The sequence below is a fragment of the Arthrobacter sp. NamB2 genome (assembly GCF_005281365.1).
In the GTDB taxonomy this organism is placed as follows: Bacteria; Actinomycetota; Actinomycetes; order Actinomycetales; family Micrococcaceae; genus Arthrobacter_D.
In genome coordinates, this window is the sequence record NZ_SZWI01000006.1 from 62,086 (window position 1) to 78,221 (window position 16,136).

A 16,136-nucleotide genomic window follows, 5' to 3' on the forward strand; every position below is an offset into this window, starting at 1 on the left:
ATGTCCGACGAATTCCGGAGAAACCTCCTGGGACCCGAGCCGACGCTCCTTCCCGAGGAGCCCGATGTTGTCCAGCGCCTCGCCGCGGGCGACGAGGCGGTGGACCTGGCCGCGAAGCACCCGACGTCGTCGCTCGTCTGGGCCATCCTCGCGGACGAGGCGTATGCCGAGGGCAGCACGATCGAGTCCTACGCGTATGCGCGCACCGGGTACCACCGGGGGCTGGATGCCCTTCGGCGCAGCGGCTGGCGGGGCACCGGTCCCATCCCGTACTCCCACGAACCGAACCGGGGGTTCCTCCGGGCGCTCTACGCACTCGGCCGTGCCGCCGCGTCGATCGGCGAGATCGAGGAGGCCGAGCGCATCGCGGTCTTCCTGAGGGAGTCCGATCCGGAGGCCAGCGCGCAGATCGCAGGCTGACGCAGGATCCCGAAGGGCGGGACGGCTCCGGCCGTCCCGCCCTGAGTGCTTCTGGGGCTGGCCAGCGGTATCAGCCAGATCCTGACTCTGGTATCGCTTATCGATTAACGATAGCTTTGTGCTGACAATCAGCACAAAGGAGCTCCAGTGGGAAGAATCACCGTCCTGGCATTGAGGGTCGTGCTCTGCATGATGTTCGCGGGTGCCGTCGTCATCCAGTCGGTCATGGTCCCACTGCTGGGGATCGACATCGCGGAGGCGGACCCCGACGTCGCGCTCATCCGTACACCCCTCGTCATCCTCACGGTGCTCGCCATCCTCGCCCTCCAGGTCGCGATGGTCTGCGTGTGGGGACTGCTGACGATGGTGCGACGCGGGACCGTCTTCTCCACGGACGCCTTCCGTCTCGTGAACATCGTCATCGGGGCGTTCGCCGCCGCCAGTGCCCTCACCTTCGGGCTCGGCGTGGCACTCGCGCCGGGAGAGGCCGTTGCCCCCGGGGTCGTCCTGCTCATCGGAGGCGCGGCCGTGTCGATCGCGGCAGTCGCGCTGATCGTGCTGGTCCTCAGGGCGCTCCTCGCACAGGCTGTCGACCGCGACGCGGAGGCTCGCACCCTGCGCACCGAACTCGACGAGGTGATCTGATGCCCATCATCGTGCGCATCGACGTCGAACTGGCCCGGCGGAAGATGGGCGTGGGGGAGTTCGCGGACCGCATCGGCCTGACTCCGGCCAACGTCGCCGTGCTCAAGAACGGGCGTGCGAAGGCCGTCCGGTTCAGCACGCTGGAGGCGATGTGCAGGGTACTCGGCTGCCAGCCCGGGGACCTGCTCGAATGGGTCGACGACGACGACGACGACGACGAACGACGGCCGGAGCGCGGCGCAGCCGCTGTGGTCCCGGGGGACGGCGCGTGAGCAGTTCCGGTCGGTTCTTCCCCCCGGCTCCTGCGCCGGGGGTCGCCGGCGATCCCGGCATCTTCGGGCCGGATTCGGCAGCGTGGCGGGTCGCGCGCGAGCGGGTCATCCTGGCGGGTGGTCCGGCGGCTCTCCTGCTGCAGGTGGCGCATCCCCTCGTAGCAGAAGGGGTGCGGGCACACAGCGGGTTCGCCACCGACCCGCTGCAGCGCCTGCGCGGAACGCTCGACGCGGTGCTCACCGTCTCGTTCGGGGACCAGGCGCAGGTCCGGGGCGCAGCGGGCCTCGTCGCCCGGAAGCATCGTCCGGTGCAGGGCACCCTGCCGGAGTCCGTCGGTCCTGTGCCCGCCGGCACCCCCTATCGGGCGAACGATCCCGGGCTCTCCCTCTGGGTGTTCGCCACCCTGGTCTGGAGCGCCGTCGAGGTGACGGAGGCATTCCTGCGTCATGTGCCGCCGGAGGAGCGGGACGCCTACTACCGCGACATGACCCGCATGGCCCGCCTGTTCGGCGTGCCTGCGGCCCTCCTGCCCGAGGACTACGCGGGGCTCGAGCGCTATGTCACCCAGCAGATCAGGTCCACGCTCGACGTCGGTCCCGCGGCGGCCGTGATCGCGCGGCAGGTCCTCGACCCTGATCCGCCGATCGTCGTCCGGCCGGCACGGCGGCTGCCCGCCGTGCTGGCCGCGGGAGTCCTGCCTCCCGCCCTGCGGGAGGCGTACGGGCTCCGATGGCGCCGTCGTGAGCGGGTGTGCTTCGCCGTCGTCCGTCGTGCCTCGCGGCTCGCAGTGCCGCTGCTGCCGGCGCGTGTTCGCTACTGGCCGCACTACCTGGTGGCCCGGCGCCGCGTCCACGCCACCCCGACGGTCTAGCGCCGCAACGACGTCGCTCCACGGCGGACACTCGCATCCCGGTGCGGAGCTCAGCGCTCGGGTCCGCGGATCGTCGTCGTCACGGACACCAGCTGAGGCCGGGGTGGTGCGGAGCTGAAGCCGAACCGGACGGGCGGGCTCACGGGAGCGAGCGGGCCCAGATCCGAACCGCGCCAGGTCGCGTTCACTCCGGTGAGGGCGCGGGCGGAGGTCACACCGTAGTACTCGGTGCGTCCGTGCCCCGCCGAACCGGCCGTCGCAACGCCTTTCACCAGCAGCGACGCGACCGGATTGATCAGCGAGAGCCACCGCGGGTGGGTGGCCAGGCGGGCGGGAACGACGCCGAGGAGCCGGCCGAGCAGGGTGGTGCCTCCGATCGAGGCGGAGACCTGCAGGTCCCCGGCCTCCACGACGAGCCGGTCCGCAAGGGTCGAGGCGATCGGTACGATCACGACGTCGTCGAACGTGTAGGTCGCGGCCACGTACTCCGCCACCTCCCGCGTCGGAGCGAGCAGGGTACGGCGGCCGGCGCCGTCCTCCGCCATGACGTCGGTGAAGGCACCGAACGGGGACGAGTCCCAGCGGCCGATCACGAGCCGCGTCCCTGAGGTGGTCCCGATGCCGGCGATATGTCCTTCGAAGCGGTCCATCGCTCCATTGTCCACGGGTCGCCGAGCGACGAGCGGGGGACCGCACCCGTCACGCCGGGACCTTTTTCGACGCCCTCGGAACCCCTCCGCTAAACTCGGACGGTAAGAGCCCCAGTGGTCGCGCACCCGTGCGGCCGGTTGGGGCGTTCTGATGCACGGCGTACTTTCCGCGGTCGCGCGTGAAGGGCCCGTACCGAATGGGGGAGGATCCCATGCCAGCAATCGTCATTGTCGGAGCCCAGTGGGGCGACGAGGGTAAGGGCAAGGCCACTGACCTGCTGGGCGGGCGCGTGGACTACGTCGTGAAGCCGAACGGTGGCAACAACGCCGGCCACACGGTCGTCGTCGGCGGTGAGAAGTACGAGCTCAAGCTCCTTCCCGCCGGGATCCTCAGCCCCAACGCCATCCCGATCATCGGCAACGGCTGCGTCATCAACCTCGAGGCGCTCTTCCAAGAGATCGACGGCCTCGAGGCCCGCGGCGCGGACACCTCGAAACTGCGCGTCTCCGCCAACGCGCACCTCGTGGCGCCCTACCACCAGGTGCTGGACAAGGTCACCGAACGCTTCCTGGGCAAGCGTGCCATCGGCACGACCGGGCGCGGCATCGGCCCGGCCTACATGGACAAGGTCGCGCGCCTCGGGCTGCGGGTGCAGGACGTCTTCGACGAGTCGATCCTGCGCCAGAAGGTCGAGGGTTCGCTCAAGCAGAAGAACGAGCTGCTGGTGAAGGTGTACAACCGCCGCAACGTCGAGGTCGAGGAGGTCGTGGAGTACTTCCTGTCCTTCGCCGAGCGGCTCAAGCCCCTCGTCATCGATTCCACCTTCGTCCTCAACGAGGCGCTCGACGCCGGCAAGGTGGTCCTCATGGAGGGCGGGCAGGCCACGTTCCTGGACGTCGACCACGGCACCTATCCGTTCGTGACGTCGTCGAACCCGACCGCAGGCGGCGCTTCCGTCGGCTCGGGCATCGGTCCCACCCGGATCAGCCGTGCCGTCGGCATCATCAAGGCGTACACCACGCGCGTCGGCGCAGGGCCGTTCCCCACCGAGCTGTTCGACGACATGGGCATGTACCTTCAGACCAAGGGCGGTGAGTTCGGCGTCAACACCGGGCGTCCGCGCCGCTGCGGCTGGTACGACGCCGTGCTGGCCCGCCACGCCTCGCGCGTCAACGGCTTCACCGACTACTTCGTCACCAAGCTCGACGTCCTCACGGGCATCGAGAGCATCCCGGTCTGCGTCGCGTACGACGTCGACGGCGTGCGGCACGACGAGATGCCCATGACGCAGACCGAGTTCCACCACGCGAAGCCGATCTTCGAGTACTTCGACGGCTGGACAGGGGACATCACGGGGGCCCGCACCATCGAGGACCTGCCCGAGAACGCGCAGACCTACGTCCGGGCTCTCGAGAAGATGTCCGGTACCCGGTTCTCCGCGATCGGGGTCGGCCCGGACCGCGACCAGACCATCGTGGTCAACGACCTGATCGGGGCCTGAACCGCGGGGAAGTCGAGCAGCCTGGGATTCGACGCCGCGGTCGACGCCGTCGGCGCGTGCGGTCGACTCCGGAGTCGACACCAGCGGTCGACGCTAGAGGTTGCCGGTGATGTCGGCGCTCTCGCGCAGTCGCACGATGAGCGCCTGCGTGGCCTCGGAGGTCTTGCCGCCCGCCAGTTGCTGGACGATCTGTTCGCGGACGTCCTCGAGCGGCGGGATCGGCGTCGTGGTGTCGCCCCCCGCCTCCTGCTGCGCCTTCGCGGCGTCGTACGCCTCCTGGACCTCCTGGTCGGTCGGCGTCGTGTCGCCGGCTTCCTCCGCCAGGAGCGTGTCGAGCGTGACCTGGTCCGCCAGCTGCTCGTCGAATTCGGCGTCGTCGATCCCCTGTTCGGCGAGAGCGGCCCTGAGCTCGTCCTCCGATGCGAGCCCGCTCGCCTGCAACAGTTCGTCGATGGCGGCTGCCCGTCCTTCCGGGCTCGCCGTGATGCCGCGCCGGGCGGCCTCCTGGCGCAGCAGCTCCGAGCTGACCAGGTTGTCCGCGACGGTCGTCCTCAGGAGGTCCTGATCGACCTCCTGTCCCGCGGCCTGTGCCTGGGCGGCGGCCTGCGCGAACTGGCCCTCGTACGTCTCGGTGAAGAGATCCCGGCTGATCTCCGTGCCATTGACGACCGCGACGACCTCGGGGATGCCCTCGAGGTCCGGTTCGGGCTGTGCTTCGCCCGGCGTCGCCGACGCGGATGCCGAGCCCGATGCTCCTTCGCCATCGGGCTCACCCCCCGAGCCGCTGCAGCCTCCGAGCACCAGGATCGAGCCGATGAACGCAGTGGCCAGCAGTCGTCTGGCTGCGCTTGTTCTCCGGGTGGTCATCATCGCCGTCCTTCTCGTGCCGCGTCTCCATGATCAGCATGCGGCTCCGGCCGCACGGACTTCCACTGACGGTTCGCATCCTTCACGCGCTGCCGTCACCGGTTCCCGGGACTACCATCCCCAGGTTCCCTCGCCGCCCTTGAACGGCCCCACGATGGCGGCAGTGATCCACCCGCCGTAGAAGTCGCCGTCCTGTGCCTGCACCCGCTCGCCGTCCACCGTGCACTCGTCCATCCGCGATGGGTAGACCGCTGCGCGCGTCGCCAGGTCCTCGTACCCGCGGATCGGATCGGGGTAGGTCCAGGCGCCGCGCGGGCTGCGGGCCGTTCCGGTCACGACGTCGAAATAGCTCGCCGCGCCCTTGAACTCGCAGTGCGTGGTGCCCTCGACCGGAACCAAGACCCCAGGGGCGAAGTCCGGGATCGGCAGGTAGTAGACCGGCGGGTGGCTCGTCTCGAGCACCCGGACGGCGTCCGAGGTCCGGACGATCGGCCGGCCCCCGAACCGCACCTCGATCACGGCCTGCACGCGCTCGACCCTCGGCGGTCTCGGGTAGTCCCAGACGGACTCCTGCCCCGGGCCGGGCGTTTCACGCTCGCGTCGCGTCGGGTTCCTCATGCCGCTAGGGTACTCCGGCGTCCTGGGCGGAAGTCTGTACGCTGGATGGAAGGGACGGGCACATAGACGAGGGTGGCACCATGAAGGTCAGCGTTGGTCAGTTCAGGCCGGGTGGGGACGTCGCGGCGAACCTCGCCGTCATCCGGGAGCTCGCTGCAGAAGCCGCAGGTGCCGGCTCGGAGCTGGTCGTCCTCCCCGAGGAATCGATGCTCGCCATCGGCAGGGTGGAGGGCTCGCTCCGGCAGGTCGTCGAGGGCGCCTGGACCACGTTCGTGCAGCAGCTCTCCTTCGTCGCCGCCGAGCACGGCATCGCCGTCGTCGCCGGCGGCTACGAGCCGAGCGGCGAGGACCGGCCCTTCAACACGCTGGTCCTGATCGACGCTACCGGCCGCATCGTGGACACGTACCGCAAGCTGCATCTCTACGACGCCTTCAGCTACCAGGAATCCAAGCGCATCAAACCGGGCGACGGCGGGATCAAGGTCGCGCACCTGGGCGATATGCGGGTGGGCCTCATGACGTGCTACGACATCCGTTTCCCGGAGCAGGCGCGCGCTCTCGCCGACGCCGGAGCGGACCTCATCTGCGTCCCCGCCTCGTGGTTCAAGGGGGAGTACAAGATCGAACACTGGGAGACACTGCTGAAGGCTCGGGCCATCGAGAACACGCTGTGGGTGGCCGCGGCCGGCACCTCGAGCGGCCACACGATCGGGCACTCCGCCATCATCGATCCCATGGGAGTCCCGCAGGTGCACCTCGAGGACGAGGAGCGCGGCGTCGTCACGACGGACGTCACGCGTCGCAGGGTCGACGACGTCCGCGAGTTCCTGCCCGTGCTCCGTAACCGCCGCTTCGCCCGGAACGACTCCATTGTCGACTCCCACTGACGCAGGGTCCGCCCGTGCCATCGGCACCGGGCCGCCCGAGTCCGATCCCTCCAGCGCGGCCGGGCCCGGGGCTGGACGTACCTCACGGGAGCGGCTGACGGAGCCGGGCCGGGCCCCCAACATCCGCGATGTAGCGCGAAGGGCGGGTGTCTCGCACCAGACGGTGTCCCGGGTGCTCAACGGTCACCCGAGCCTGCGTGCCGAGACACGGGACCGTGTGCTGGCGGCGATGAACGATCTCAGCTTCCGGCCCAACCGCGCAGCCAGGGCACTGGTCACGAGTCGGTCCACCACGATCGGCGTCCTGGTCAGCAAGGGCTTCGAGTACGGACCGGCGGCCAGCCTCCAGGCCATCGACAGTGCCGCACGAGAGGCCGGCTACGCCGTCGATGTGGCGCACCTCGATGACGTCGAGGGCGGCTCGATCCGCTCCGCCCTCGACCGGCTGCTCGCCCACGGTGTGGACGGTCTCATCATCCTGGCGCCGCAGACGCAGACCCTCGGCGAGATCGAACGGCTGTCCATCACGCTGCCGTTCGTCACGGTCCATTCGGCGAGGGCACGGGACGATCACCGCCTGTCCGTCGACCAGTCCGGGGGAGCCGCGCTCGCGACGCGGCATCTGCTCGAGCTCGGGCACCGGCGGATCGTGCACATCGCCGGTCCGGAGGGGTGGTTCGAGACGGAAGCCCGCGTCCGGGGGTACCGCAGCGAGATGGAGGCTTGGGGGTGCGTTCCCGAGGGGCTCATGTCGGGGGACTGGACGGCGGAGTCGGGCTACCGGGCAGGGCTCACGATGGCGCGTGACACGGGGATCACCGCCGTGTTCTCCTCGAACGACCAGATGGCGCTCGGGCTCCTCCACGCGTTCCGGGAGACCGGGCGCCGGGTGCCGGAGGACATCAGCGTCGTCGGCTTCGACGACGTCCCGGAAGCGCCGCACTACTGGCCGCCGCTGACCACGGTGCGCCAGGACTTCCCGGAACTCGGCAGGCGCTGTGTCGGGAGGCTGCTCGGTCTGATCGACGACGGCGGAGCGGGAGGAATTGCGGGCGCAGCGGGTGGGACGCCCGACGTCGTTCCCGAACTCATCGTCCGCGCATCGACGGCCGTATTCGAAGGGTGACTCGTCCCCATGCTCGGGCGGGAGTCGGCGGGCCGCCGGGGACACGCCGTGTCCTCCGGGCCGACACGCCGTCCGTGTGATCCGACGCACGGTCGTTATCTTCCAGCCGTTGACACGCACCACCGCACCGCCCCTACACTGGTACTCGAATGTGAACGGTCACATGACTGGTCGCACACTCGCTTCGATCCACCAGAGCACTGCATTGCGGTCTCGAGAAGAACAAAGAGGTCCTTCCCTTGAGTGACTCCACCACGGGCACATCCGGCACGACCGATGAGGCCGCCAGCAGGCCCACCTACGTCATCGGCGTCGACTACGGCACGCTGTCAGGGCGCGCGGTCGTCGTCCGCGTGTCCGACGGTGCCGAGCTCGGCGCCTCGACGCTGGAATACCCGCACGCCGTCATGGACTCCACGCTGGCGGCCAGCGGTGACCGGCTCCCGCCGGAGTGGGCTCTGCAGGTGCCGTCCGACTACGTCGACGTGCTTCGCACCGCGGTTCCGGCAGCCGTGAAGGAAGCCGGCATCGACCCGCAGGACGTCATCGGCATCGCGACGGACTTCACCGCCTGCACGATGGTTCCCACCCTCGCCGACGGAACACCGCTCAACGAGGTGCCCGGCTACGAGAACCGCCCGCACGCATACGTCAAGCTCTGGAAGCACCACGCCGCCCAGGGCCAGGCCAACCGCATCAACGAGCTTGCCGCGGAGCGGGGCGAGGCGTGGCTGCCCCGCTACGGAGGACTGATCTCCAGCGAGTGGGAGTTCGCGAAGGGCCTCCAGCTCCTCGAGGAGGATCGCGAGCTGTACGACCTGATGGACTACTGGGTCGAGGCAGCCGACTGGATCGTCTGGCAGCTCACGGGTGAGTACGTACGCAACGCCTGCACCGCCGGGTACAAGGGCATCTACCAGGACGGCGCCTACCCGTCCGAGGAATTCCTCGCCGCGCTCAACCCCGACTTCGCCGGGTTCGTGCGCGAGAAGGTGGAGCACACCATCGGCGCGCTCGCCTCCAAGGCAGGCTCGCTGTCCGAGGAAGCTGCAGGCTGGACCGGACTGCCCGTGGGGATCGCGGTGGCCGTCGGCAACGTCGACGCCCACGTCACGGCTCCTGCGGCCCAGGCCACCGAGCCCGGCCAGATGGTCGCCATCATGGGAACCTCGACCTGCCACGTCATGAACTCGGATCGCCTCAGCGAGGTGCCGGGGATGTGCGGTGTCGTGGACGGCGGGATCGTGGAGGGCTTCTACGGCTACGAGGCCGGGCAGTCCGGTGTCGGCGACATCTTCGCGTGGTTCGTCGCCAACCAGGTGCCCGGCGAGATCCAGGAGGCCGCTACGGCCCAGGGCCTCAGCGTGCACGAGTACCTCACCGAGCAGGCGCAGGTCGAGCCCGTCGGGGCGCACGGTCTCGTTGCCCTCGACTGGCACTCGGGTAACCGCTCCGTCCTCGTGGACCACGAGTTGTCCGGCACCATCGTGGGACTGACGCTCGCCACCAAGCCGCACGAGGTCTACCGCGCGTTGCTGGAATCGACGGCGTTCGGCACCCGGAAGATCGTCGAGACGTTCAACGCGTCCGGCATCCCCGTCACCGAATTCGTTGCCGCGGGCGGGCTCATCCGCAACCCGTTCCTCATGCAGGTCTACGCGGACGTCCTCAACATGCCCCTCTCGGTGATCGGCAGTTCGCAGGGACCGGCCCTCGGGTCCGCCATCCACGCCGCCGTCGCTGCCGGAGCCTACGAGGACATCCACGCCGCAGCCGCGGCGATGGGGCGTCTCGACCGCGGGGCCTACACCCCCGACCCCGAGCGGGCCGCGGCATACGACGCCCTCTACCGCGAGTACACCGAACTGCACGACTACTTCGGCCGCGGCACCAATGACGTCATGCACCGGCTCAAGGCGCTCCGTCGCTCCGCCCGCACAGCGCAGGCCCCCCAGCAGGCACTGCAGCAGGCGGTGACGGTATGAGCACGTTCGGCGCCGAGATCGACGCAGCCATCCTGGCCGTCCGCCAGGACGTGGCCGCCCTGCACGCCGAGCTCGTGCGCTACGGACTCGTCGTCTGGACCGGGGGCAACGTCTCCGGGCGGGTTCCCGGAGCGGACCTGTTCGTCATCAAGCCCTCCGGCGTCAGTTACGACGAGCTGACGCCGGAGAACCAGATCCTGTGCGACCTCGACGGGAACGTCATCGAGGGCACGCCCGGGTCCGAGCGGTCGCCGTCGAGCGACACCGCGGCGCACGCCTACGTGTACCGCAACATGCCCGACGTCGGCGGTGTGGTGCACACGCACTCCACCTACGCCGTCGCCTGGGCCGCGCGTGGGGAACCGATTCCCTGCGTCATCACGGCCATGGCCGACGAGTTCGGTGGGGAGATCCCCGTCGGCCCCTTCGCCATCATCGGCGACGACTCGATCGGCCGCGGCATCGTGGAGACGCTCACCAACCACCGCTCACGCGGTGTGCTCATGAAGAGCCACGGTCCCTTCACCATCGGCAAGGATGCGAAAGACGCCGTCAAGGCCGCCGTCATGCTCGAGGACGTCGCCAGGACCGTCCACATCTCGCGCCAGCTCGGTGCTCCGGCAGGCATCCAGCCCGAGCACATCGACTCACTCTTCGACCGCTACCAGAACGTGTACGGTCAGCCCTCGACCCCAGGAGCCTCCGTATGAGCCCCCTCAGCACGACCCTCGACACCTACGAAGTCTGGTTCCTCACCGGCAGCCAGGACCTCTACGGCGAGGAGACCCTGCAGCAGGTCGCGGAGCAGTCCCAGGAGATCGTCCGGATGCTCACGGACTCGGGCCTGCCCGTGAAGGTGGTCTGGAAGCCGACGCTGAAGGACTCCGCCTCGATCCGCCGGATGGCCCTGGAGGTCAATGCCGCGGACAACGCGATCGGCGTGATCGCCTGGATGCACACGTTCAGCCCCGCGAAGATGTGGATCGCCGGCCTCGACGCACTCCGGAAGCCACTGCTGCACCTGCACACCCAGATCAACGTCGCCCTGCCGTGGGACGAGATCGACTTCGACTTCATGAACCTGAACCAGGCCGCGCACGGCGACCGCGAGTTCGGCTACATCCAGTCGCGCCTCGGTGTTCCGCGCAAGACCGTCGTCGGGCACGTCTCGAGCCCCGATGTGTGCGCCAAGGTGGCCTCCTGGCAGCGCGCCTCCGCGGGCTGGGCCGCCGTGCACGAACTCAAGGTCGCGCGCTTCGGTGACAACATGCGCAACGTCGCCGTCACCGAGGGCGACAAGACGGAGGCCGAGCTGCGCTTCGGCGTCTCGATCAACACGTGGGGCGTCAACGACCTCGTCACCGCCGTCGAAGCCCAGTCGGACTCCGACGTCGACGCCCTCGTGGCCGAGTACGAGGAGACCTACGACGTCGTCCCGGAACTCCGCCGCGGCGGGGAGCGCCACGAGTCGCTGCGCTACGGCGCCCGCCAGGAACTCGGACTGCTGTCCTTCCTCGAGGAGGGCGGCTTCGGTGCCTTCACCACCAACTTCGAGGACCTCGGTGCGCTCCGCCAGCTTCCCGGCCTCGCCGTCCAACGCCTGATGGCGCGCGGCTACGGCTTCGGCGCCGAGGGTGACTGGAAGACGGCCGTGCTCGTGCGGGCCGCGAAGGTCATGGGTGCCGGGCTGCCCGGCGGTGCCTCCCTCATGGAGGACTACACCTACCACCTCGTGCCGGGGGAGGAGAAGATCCTCGGGGCACACATGCTCGAGATCTGCCCGACCCTGACCACGTCGAAGCCCTCCCTGGAGGTGCACCCGCTCGGGATCGGCGGCAAGGAAGACCCCGTGCGCCTCGTGTTCGACACGGATGCCGGTGCCGGCGTCGTCGTCGCGATGTCGGACATGCGGGATCGCTTCCGCCTCACGGCCAACGCCGTCGAGATCGTCCCGCCCGATGCCCCGCTCCCCAACCTGCCGGTCGCGCGCGCAGTGTGGAAGCCGGAGCCGAGCCTCGAAACGTCCGCAGCGGCATGGCTCAGTGCCGGCGCCGCACACCACACCGTCCTCACCACCGCGGTGGGCCTCGACGTCTTCGAGGACTTCGCGGACATCGCCGAGGTCGAACTGCTGCGGATCGACGCCGACACGAAGCTGCGGGAATTCCAGCGCGAACTGCGCTGGAACGCCGCCTACTACCGGCTGGCGCAGAAGCTGTAGGACCGTTCCACCAGCAAGCCGGCAACGTTGCCGGAAACCACTCACAAGAAAGTCCCACCATGAATCGGAAATACCTGGCCGGCATCGCGGCCGCCAGCATCCTGACCCTCAGCCTCACCGCCTGCGGTGGGAGCAGGGGCGGCGGCGGGGACGCTGCTGCCGAGGGCGGATCCAATGAGGGTGCAAAGATCGGCGTGGCCATGCCGACGCAGCAGTCCGAGCGCTGGATCGCCGACGGCGAGAACGTCAAGAGCCAGCTCGAAGAGCTCGGCTACGACGTCGACCTCCAGTACGCGAACGACGACATCCCGACGCAGATCTCGCAGATCGAGAACATGATCAACGGCGGCGTGAAGGCCCTCGTGGTCGCCTCGATCGACGGCACGACCCTCACGAGCGTCCTCGACCAGGCCGAGGCCCAGGACATCCCGGTCATCGCCTACGACCGTCTGATCAACGAGTCGGACACCGTGGACTACTACACGACCTTCGACAACGAGGAGGTCGGCGTCCAGCAGGCGACCTCCCTGCTGACCGGGCTCGGCATCCTCGACGCCGAGGGCAAGGAGACCGGCGAGATGGGTCCGTTCGACGTCGAGCTCTTCGCAGGGAGCCCCGACGACAACAACGCCACCTTCTTCTGGGACGGGGCGATGAAGACCCTCCAGCCGTACCTGGACAGCGGCGTGGTCCGCGTGCCCAGCGGCCAGACGGAGTTCGAGCAGGCAGCGATCCTCCGCTGGCTGCCCGACACCGCACAGGACCGCATGGAGGACCTGCTCACCGTCGGTGGCGGCGAGCGGCTCGAGGGTGTCCTCTCGCCCTACGACGGCCTCTCCATCGGCATCATCTCGGCCCTGACCTCCGGCGGCTACTCCGCGGACGACCTCCCGGTCGTGACCGGCCAGGACGCCGAGGTCGGCTCGGTGAAGTCCATCATCGAGGGCGAGCAGTACTCGACGATCTTCAAGGACGTCCGCGAACTCGGCAAGCAGGCGGTCACCATGGTCGACGCCCTCATGAAGGGCGAGGAGCCCGAGGTCAACGACACCGAGACGTACGACAACGGCGTGAAGGTCGTTCCGGCGTACCTGCTCGAGTCCGAGATCGTCACGGTCGACAACTACGAGGCAGCCCTCGTCGAGACCGGCTACTACACCGAGGACGACCTCAAGTAGTCGTTCCTCAGCACTCCTGATACCTGTGGCTCCGAACCTCCCCGGTCCGGAGCCACAGGTGCTGTACCTCGCCCGGCCACTCCCGGGACTTCCACTCAAGTAAGCGAGGCTCGACCATGGCGGAGAACATCCTTCGGATGCGCCGCATCACCAAGACCTTCCCAGGCGTGAAGGCACTGCAGGACGTCAACCTCGACGTCGAGCGTGGCGAAGTCCACGCGATCTGCGGGGAGAACGGGGCCGGGAAATCGACCCTCATGAAAGTGCTGTCCGGTGTGTACCCGCACGGCACGTACGACGGCGACATCGAGTTCGAGGGCAAGGTCGCGGAGTTCAAGGACATCCGCGACAGCGAGCGTGACGGCATCGTCATCATCCACCAGGAGCTCGCCCTCTCACCCTTCCTGTCGGTCGCCGAGAACATCTTCCTCGGGAACGAGCGGGAGAAGCGCGGCTTCATCAACTGGAACGAGACCAACGTGGAGGCGGGCAAGCTGCTCCGTCGCGTGGGCCTGGACCTCAACCCGGTGGTGCGGGCAGGCGACATCGGCGTCGGCAAGCAGCAGCTCGTCGAGATCGCCAAGGCGCTGTCCAAGAACGTGAAGCTGCTCATCCTCGACGAACCCACCGCAGCCCTGAACGACGAGGACTCCGCGCACCTCCTCGGGCTCGTGAAGGGACTCCGCACGGAGGGCATCACCTGCATCATCATCAGCCACAAACTCAACGAGATCCGGGAGATCGCGGACTCCGTGACCATCCTTCGCGACGGCCGCACCATCGAGACGCTGAGCCTCCACGACGGGTCCGTCACCGAGGAGCGCATCATCAAGGGCATGGTCGGCCGGGACATGGGTAGCCGCTACCCGGACCGCACTCCCGTGATCGGCGAGGAAGTGCTCCGGGTCGAGGACTGGACGGTCCACCACCCGCAGGAGAGCGGCCGCGTGATCGTCGATTCCGCCAACCTCACCGTCCGTGCCGGCGAGGTGGTCGGTATCGCAGGGCTGATGGGCGCCGGACGCACCGAGCTCGCCATGAGCATCTTCGGGCGCAGCTACGGCTCGAACATCACGGGCACCCTCTACAAGAACGGGACGCCGATCACCGCACGTACCGTGGGGGAGGCGATCCGGCACGGCATCGCGTATGCCACGGAGGACCGCAAGCGGTACGGCCTGAACCTGATCGACGACATCAAGCGCAACGTCTCCGGCGCCGCCCTCGGCAAGCTGGCGAAGCGCGGCTGGGTGGATAGCGGACGGGAGGCCGTCGTCGCCGGTGACTACCGCCGGTCGATGAACATCAAGGCACCCACCGTCACCGCCATCACCGGGAAGCTCTCCGGTGGCAACCAGCAGAAGGTGGTGCTCTCCAAGTGGATGTTCTCGGACCCCGACGTCCTCATCCTCGACGAGCCCACACGCGGGATCGACGTCGGTGCCAAGTACGAGATCTACACGATCATCAACCGCCTCGCCGCCGAGGGGAAGGCCGTCATCGTCATCTCTTCGGAGCTCCCCGAGCTCCTCGGCATCTGCGACCGCATCTACACCCTCGCCGAAGGCCGCATCACCGCCGAAGTGCCCATCGGGCAGGCGACCCCGGAACTCCTCATGCAGTACATGACCAAGGAAAAGGACTGACTCCATGGCAACCACCGTCAGGGACCCTGAGATCGCGACGCCACCTCCCACTGTGAAGGGTGGGCTCTCCTTCCTCACGAGCAGGCTTCGCCAGATCGGTATCTTCGTAGCACTCCTCGTGATCGTCACCCTGTTCCAGGTGCTGACCGGCGGCGCGCTCCTGCAGCCGGACAACGTCTCGAACATCATCGTGCAGAACAGCTACATCCTGCTCCTGGCCATCGGCATGGTCATGATCATCGTGGCCGGCCACATCGACCTGTCGGTCGGCTCGGTGGCGGCCTTCGTCGGAGCCATGTCCGGCATCATGGTGCAGGACTGGAACTTCCCCTGGTGGGTCGCCTTCCTCGCCTCGCTGATCATCGGCGGGCTCGTCGGGGCCTGGCAGGGCTTCTGGGTGGCCTACGTGGGCATCCCGGCCTTCATCGTCACGCTTGCGGGCATGCTCGTGTTCCGCGGGTTGACGCAGATCGTTCTCGAGAACCAGCGCATCACCGGCTTCCCCGAGGAATACCGCCAGCTCGGCGGAGGCTTCCTGTTCCCCGGGCTGTTCCCGGCGGAGACGAACATCCTGGACTGGACCACGGTCGGCCTCGGCGTCCTCGCCGTCGTCCTGCTGGTCATCACCCAGCTCCGCGGACGGGCCACCCGGGCCCGGCTGAACCTCGAGGACGAGCCTGCCGCCTGGTTCTTCACCAAGCTCGCCTTCATCGCGTTCATCATCCTCGGCCTGACCTACCTGCTCGCCGGCTCCCGCAGCGGGACGCCGATCGTCCTCGTGGTCCTCGGCATCCTGATCGTGGCGTACAGCACGGTGATGAGCAACAGCGTCTTCGGTCGCCACATCTATGCGCGGGGTGGCAATCTCCAGGCAGCCCAGCTGTCCGGCGTCAACACCAAGCGCATCGATTTCATGCTGTTCGTCAACATGGGTGTGCTGGCGGCGCTCGCCGGTCTCATCTTCACCGGGCGGCTGAACTCGGCCGGGCCGGGAGCGGGCAACCTCTTCGAGCTCGACGCCATCGCGGCTGCGTTCATCGGCGGGGCCGCCGTGACCGGCGGCGTGGGTACCGTGATCGGGGCCATCACCGGTGGCCTGATCATGGGTGTGCTGAACAACGGCATGTCCCTGCTCGGCGTGGGCATCGACTACCAGCAGTTCATCAAGGGCATGGTGCTCCTGCTTGCCGTCGGCTTCGACGTCTTCAACAAGCGCCGTGCCTCGAACGCCCTGAAATAGGGATGGC

General features: G+C 68.4%; 16 protein-coding genes. 13 read left to right on the top strand and 3 right to left on the bottom strand.

Annotated features, from left to right (window positions below):
- The 4 genes from FDK12_RS11410 (at window position 1) to FDK12_RS11425 (ending at window position 2,209) form a co-directional block, all read left to right on the top strand.
- Window positions 1-420 carry a DUF3151 domain-containing protein gene (locus tag FDK12_RS11410; RefSeq protein ID WP_137369684.1) on the top strand — a complete coding sequence of 140 codons (420 nt, stop codon included), beginning with the start codon at window positions 1-3 and terminating at the stop codon, window positions 418-420.
- A 147-nt stretch (window positions 421-567) separates the two neighbouring features.
- A complete protein-coding gene (locus FDK12_RS11415; RefSeq protein WP_137369685.1) occupies window positions 568-1,065 on the top strand; it encodes a DUF2975 domain-containing protein in 498 nt (165 codons plus the stop codon).
- Window positions 1,065-1,337, top strand: a complete 273-nt coding sequence (locus FDK12_RS11420; RefSeq protein ID WP_137369686.1) for a helix-turn-helix domain-containing protein — start codon at window positions 1,065-1,067, stop codon at window positions 1,335-1,337. Before FDK12_RS11415 ends, FDK12_RS11420 begins: the two co-directional genes overlap by 1 nt.
- The gene (locus tag FDK12_RS11425) at window positions 1,334-2,209 is read left to right on the top strand and encodes an oxygenase MpaB family protein (RefSeq protein WP_189636333.1); all 876 of its coding nucleotides are present in this window, start codon (window positions 1,334-1,336) and stop codon (window positions 2,207-2,209) included. Before FDK12_RS11420 ends, FDK12_RS11425 begins: the two co-directional genes overlap by 4 nt.
- A gap of 50 nt (window positions 2,210-2,259) precedes the next feature.
- On the opposite strand, the gene FDK12_RS11430 is transcribed toward FDK12_RS11425, so the two are convergent.
- On the bottom strand, window positions 2,260-2,859 hold the full coding sequence (locus tag FDK12_RS11430; RefSeq protein WP_137369688.1) for a hypothetical protein: 600 nt from the start codon (window positions 2,857-2,859) through the stop codon (window positions 2,260-2,262).
- Window positions 2,860-3,071: 212 nt separating this feature from the next.
- On the opposite strand from FDK12_RS11430, the gene FDK12_RS11435 reads away from it, so the two are divergent.
- Entirely contained in the window at window positions 3,072-4,361 is a 1,290-nt protein-coding gene (locus FDK12_RS11435; RefSeq protein WP_137369689.1) for an adenylosuccinate synthase, read from the top strand.
- Window positions 4,362-4,454: 93 nt separating this feature from the next.
- Here the strand turns inward: FDK12_RS11435 and FDK12_RS11440 are convergent, their stop codons facing one another.
- The gene (locus tag FDK12_RS11440; protein WP_189636334.1) at window positions 4,455-5,228 is read right to left on the bottom strand and encodes a SurA N-terminal domain-containing protein; all 774 of its coding nucleotides are present in this window, start codon (window positions 5,226-5,228) and stop codon (window positions 4,455-4,457) included.
- Between the two features lie 111 nt (window positions 5,229-5,339).
- A complete protein-coding gene (locus FDK12_RS11445) occupies window positions 5,340-5,846 on the bottom strand; it encodes a DUF427 domain-containing protein (RefSeq protein WP_137369691.1) in 507 nt (168 codons plus the stop codon).
- Window positions 5,847-5,926: 80 nt separating this feature from the next.
- Here FDK12_RS11445 and FDK12_RS11450 point away from each other — a divergent pair, with 80 nt between their 5' ends.
- The 8 genes from FDK12_RS11450 (at window position 5,927) to mmsB (ending at window position 16,129) form a co-directional block, all read left to right on the top strand.
- Complete coding sequence (locus FDK12_RS11450) at window positions 5,927-6,733, top strand: carbon-nitrogen hydrolase family protein (protein WP_137369692.1); 807 nt, start codon at window positions 5,927-5,929, stop codon at window positions 6,731-6,733.
- A 94-nt stretch (window positions 6,734-6,827) separates the two neighbouring features.
- Complete coding sequence (locus tag FDK12_RS11455; RefSeq protein ID WP_137369839.1) at window positions 6,828-7,859, top strand: LacI family DNA-binding transcriptional regulator; 1,032 nt, start codon at window positions 6,828-6,830, stop codon at window positions 7,857-7,859.
- Window positions 7,860-8,098: 239 nt separating this feature from the next.
- Window positions 8,099-9,844, top strand: a complete 1,746-nt coding sequence (gene araB / locus FDK12_RS11460) for a ribulokinase (RefSeq protein WP_137369693.1) — start codon at window positions 8,099-8,101, stop codon at window positions 9,842-9,844.
- The gene (locus tag FDK12_RS11465) at window positions 9,841-10,554 is read left to right on the top strand and encodes an L-ribulose-5-phosphate 4-epimerase (RefSeq protein WP_137369694.1); all 714 of its coding nucleotides are present in this window, start codon (window positions 9,841-9,843) and stop codon (window positions 10,552-10,554) included. Before araB ends, FDK12_RS11465 begins: the two co-directional genes overlap by 4 nt.
- Entirely contained in the window at window positions 10,551-12,065 is a 1,515-nt protein-coding gene (gene araA / locus FDK12_RS11470; RefSeq protein WP_137369695.1) for an L-arabinose isomerase, read from the top strand. Before FDK12_RS11465 ends, araA begins: the two co-directional genes overlap by 4 nt.
- Window positions 12,066-12,124: 59 nt before the next feature.
- Window positions 12,125-13,243, top strand: coding sequence for a multiple monosaccharide ABC transporter substrate-binding protein (gene chvE / locus FDK12_RS11475; protein ID WP_137369696.1), 1,119 nt, complete (start codon window positions 12,125-12,127; stop codon window positions 13,241-13,243).
- Window positions 13,244-13,359: 116 nt separating this feature from the next.
- Window positions 13,360-14,889 carry a multiple monosaccharide ABC transporter ATP-binding protein gene (mmsA, locus tag FDK12_RS11480; protein ID WP_104117613.1) on the top strand — a complete coding sequence of 510 codons (1,530 nt, stop codon included), beginning with the start codon at window positions 13,360-13,362 and terminating at the stop codon, window positions 14,887-14,889.
- Window positions 14,890-14,893: 4 nt separating this feature from the next.
- The gene (gene mmsB / locus FDK12_RS11485; protein ID WP_137369697.1) at window positions 14,894-16,129 is read left to right on the top strand and encodes a multiple monosaccharide ABC transporter permease; all 1,236 of its coding nucleotides are present in this window, start codon (window positions 14,894-14,896) and stop codon (window positions 16,127-16,129) included.
- Window positions 16,130-16,136 lie beyond the last annotated feature (7 nt).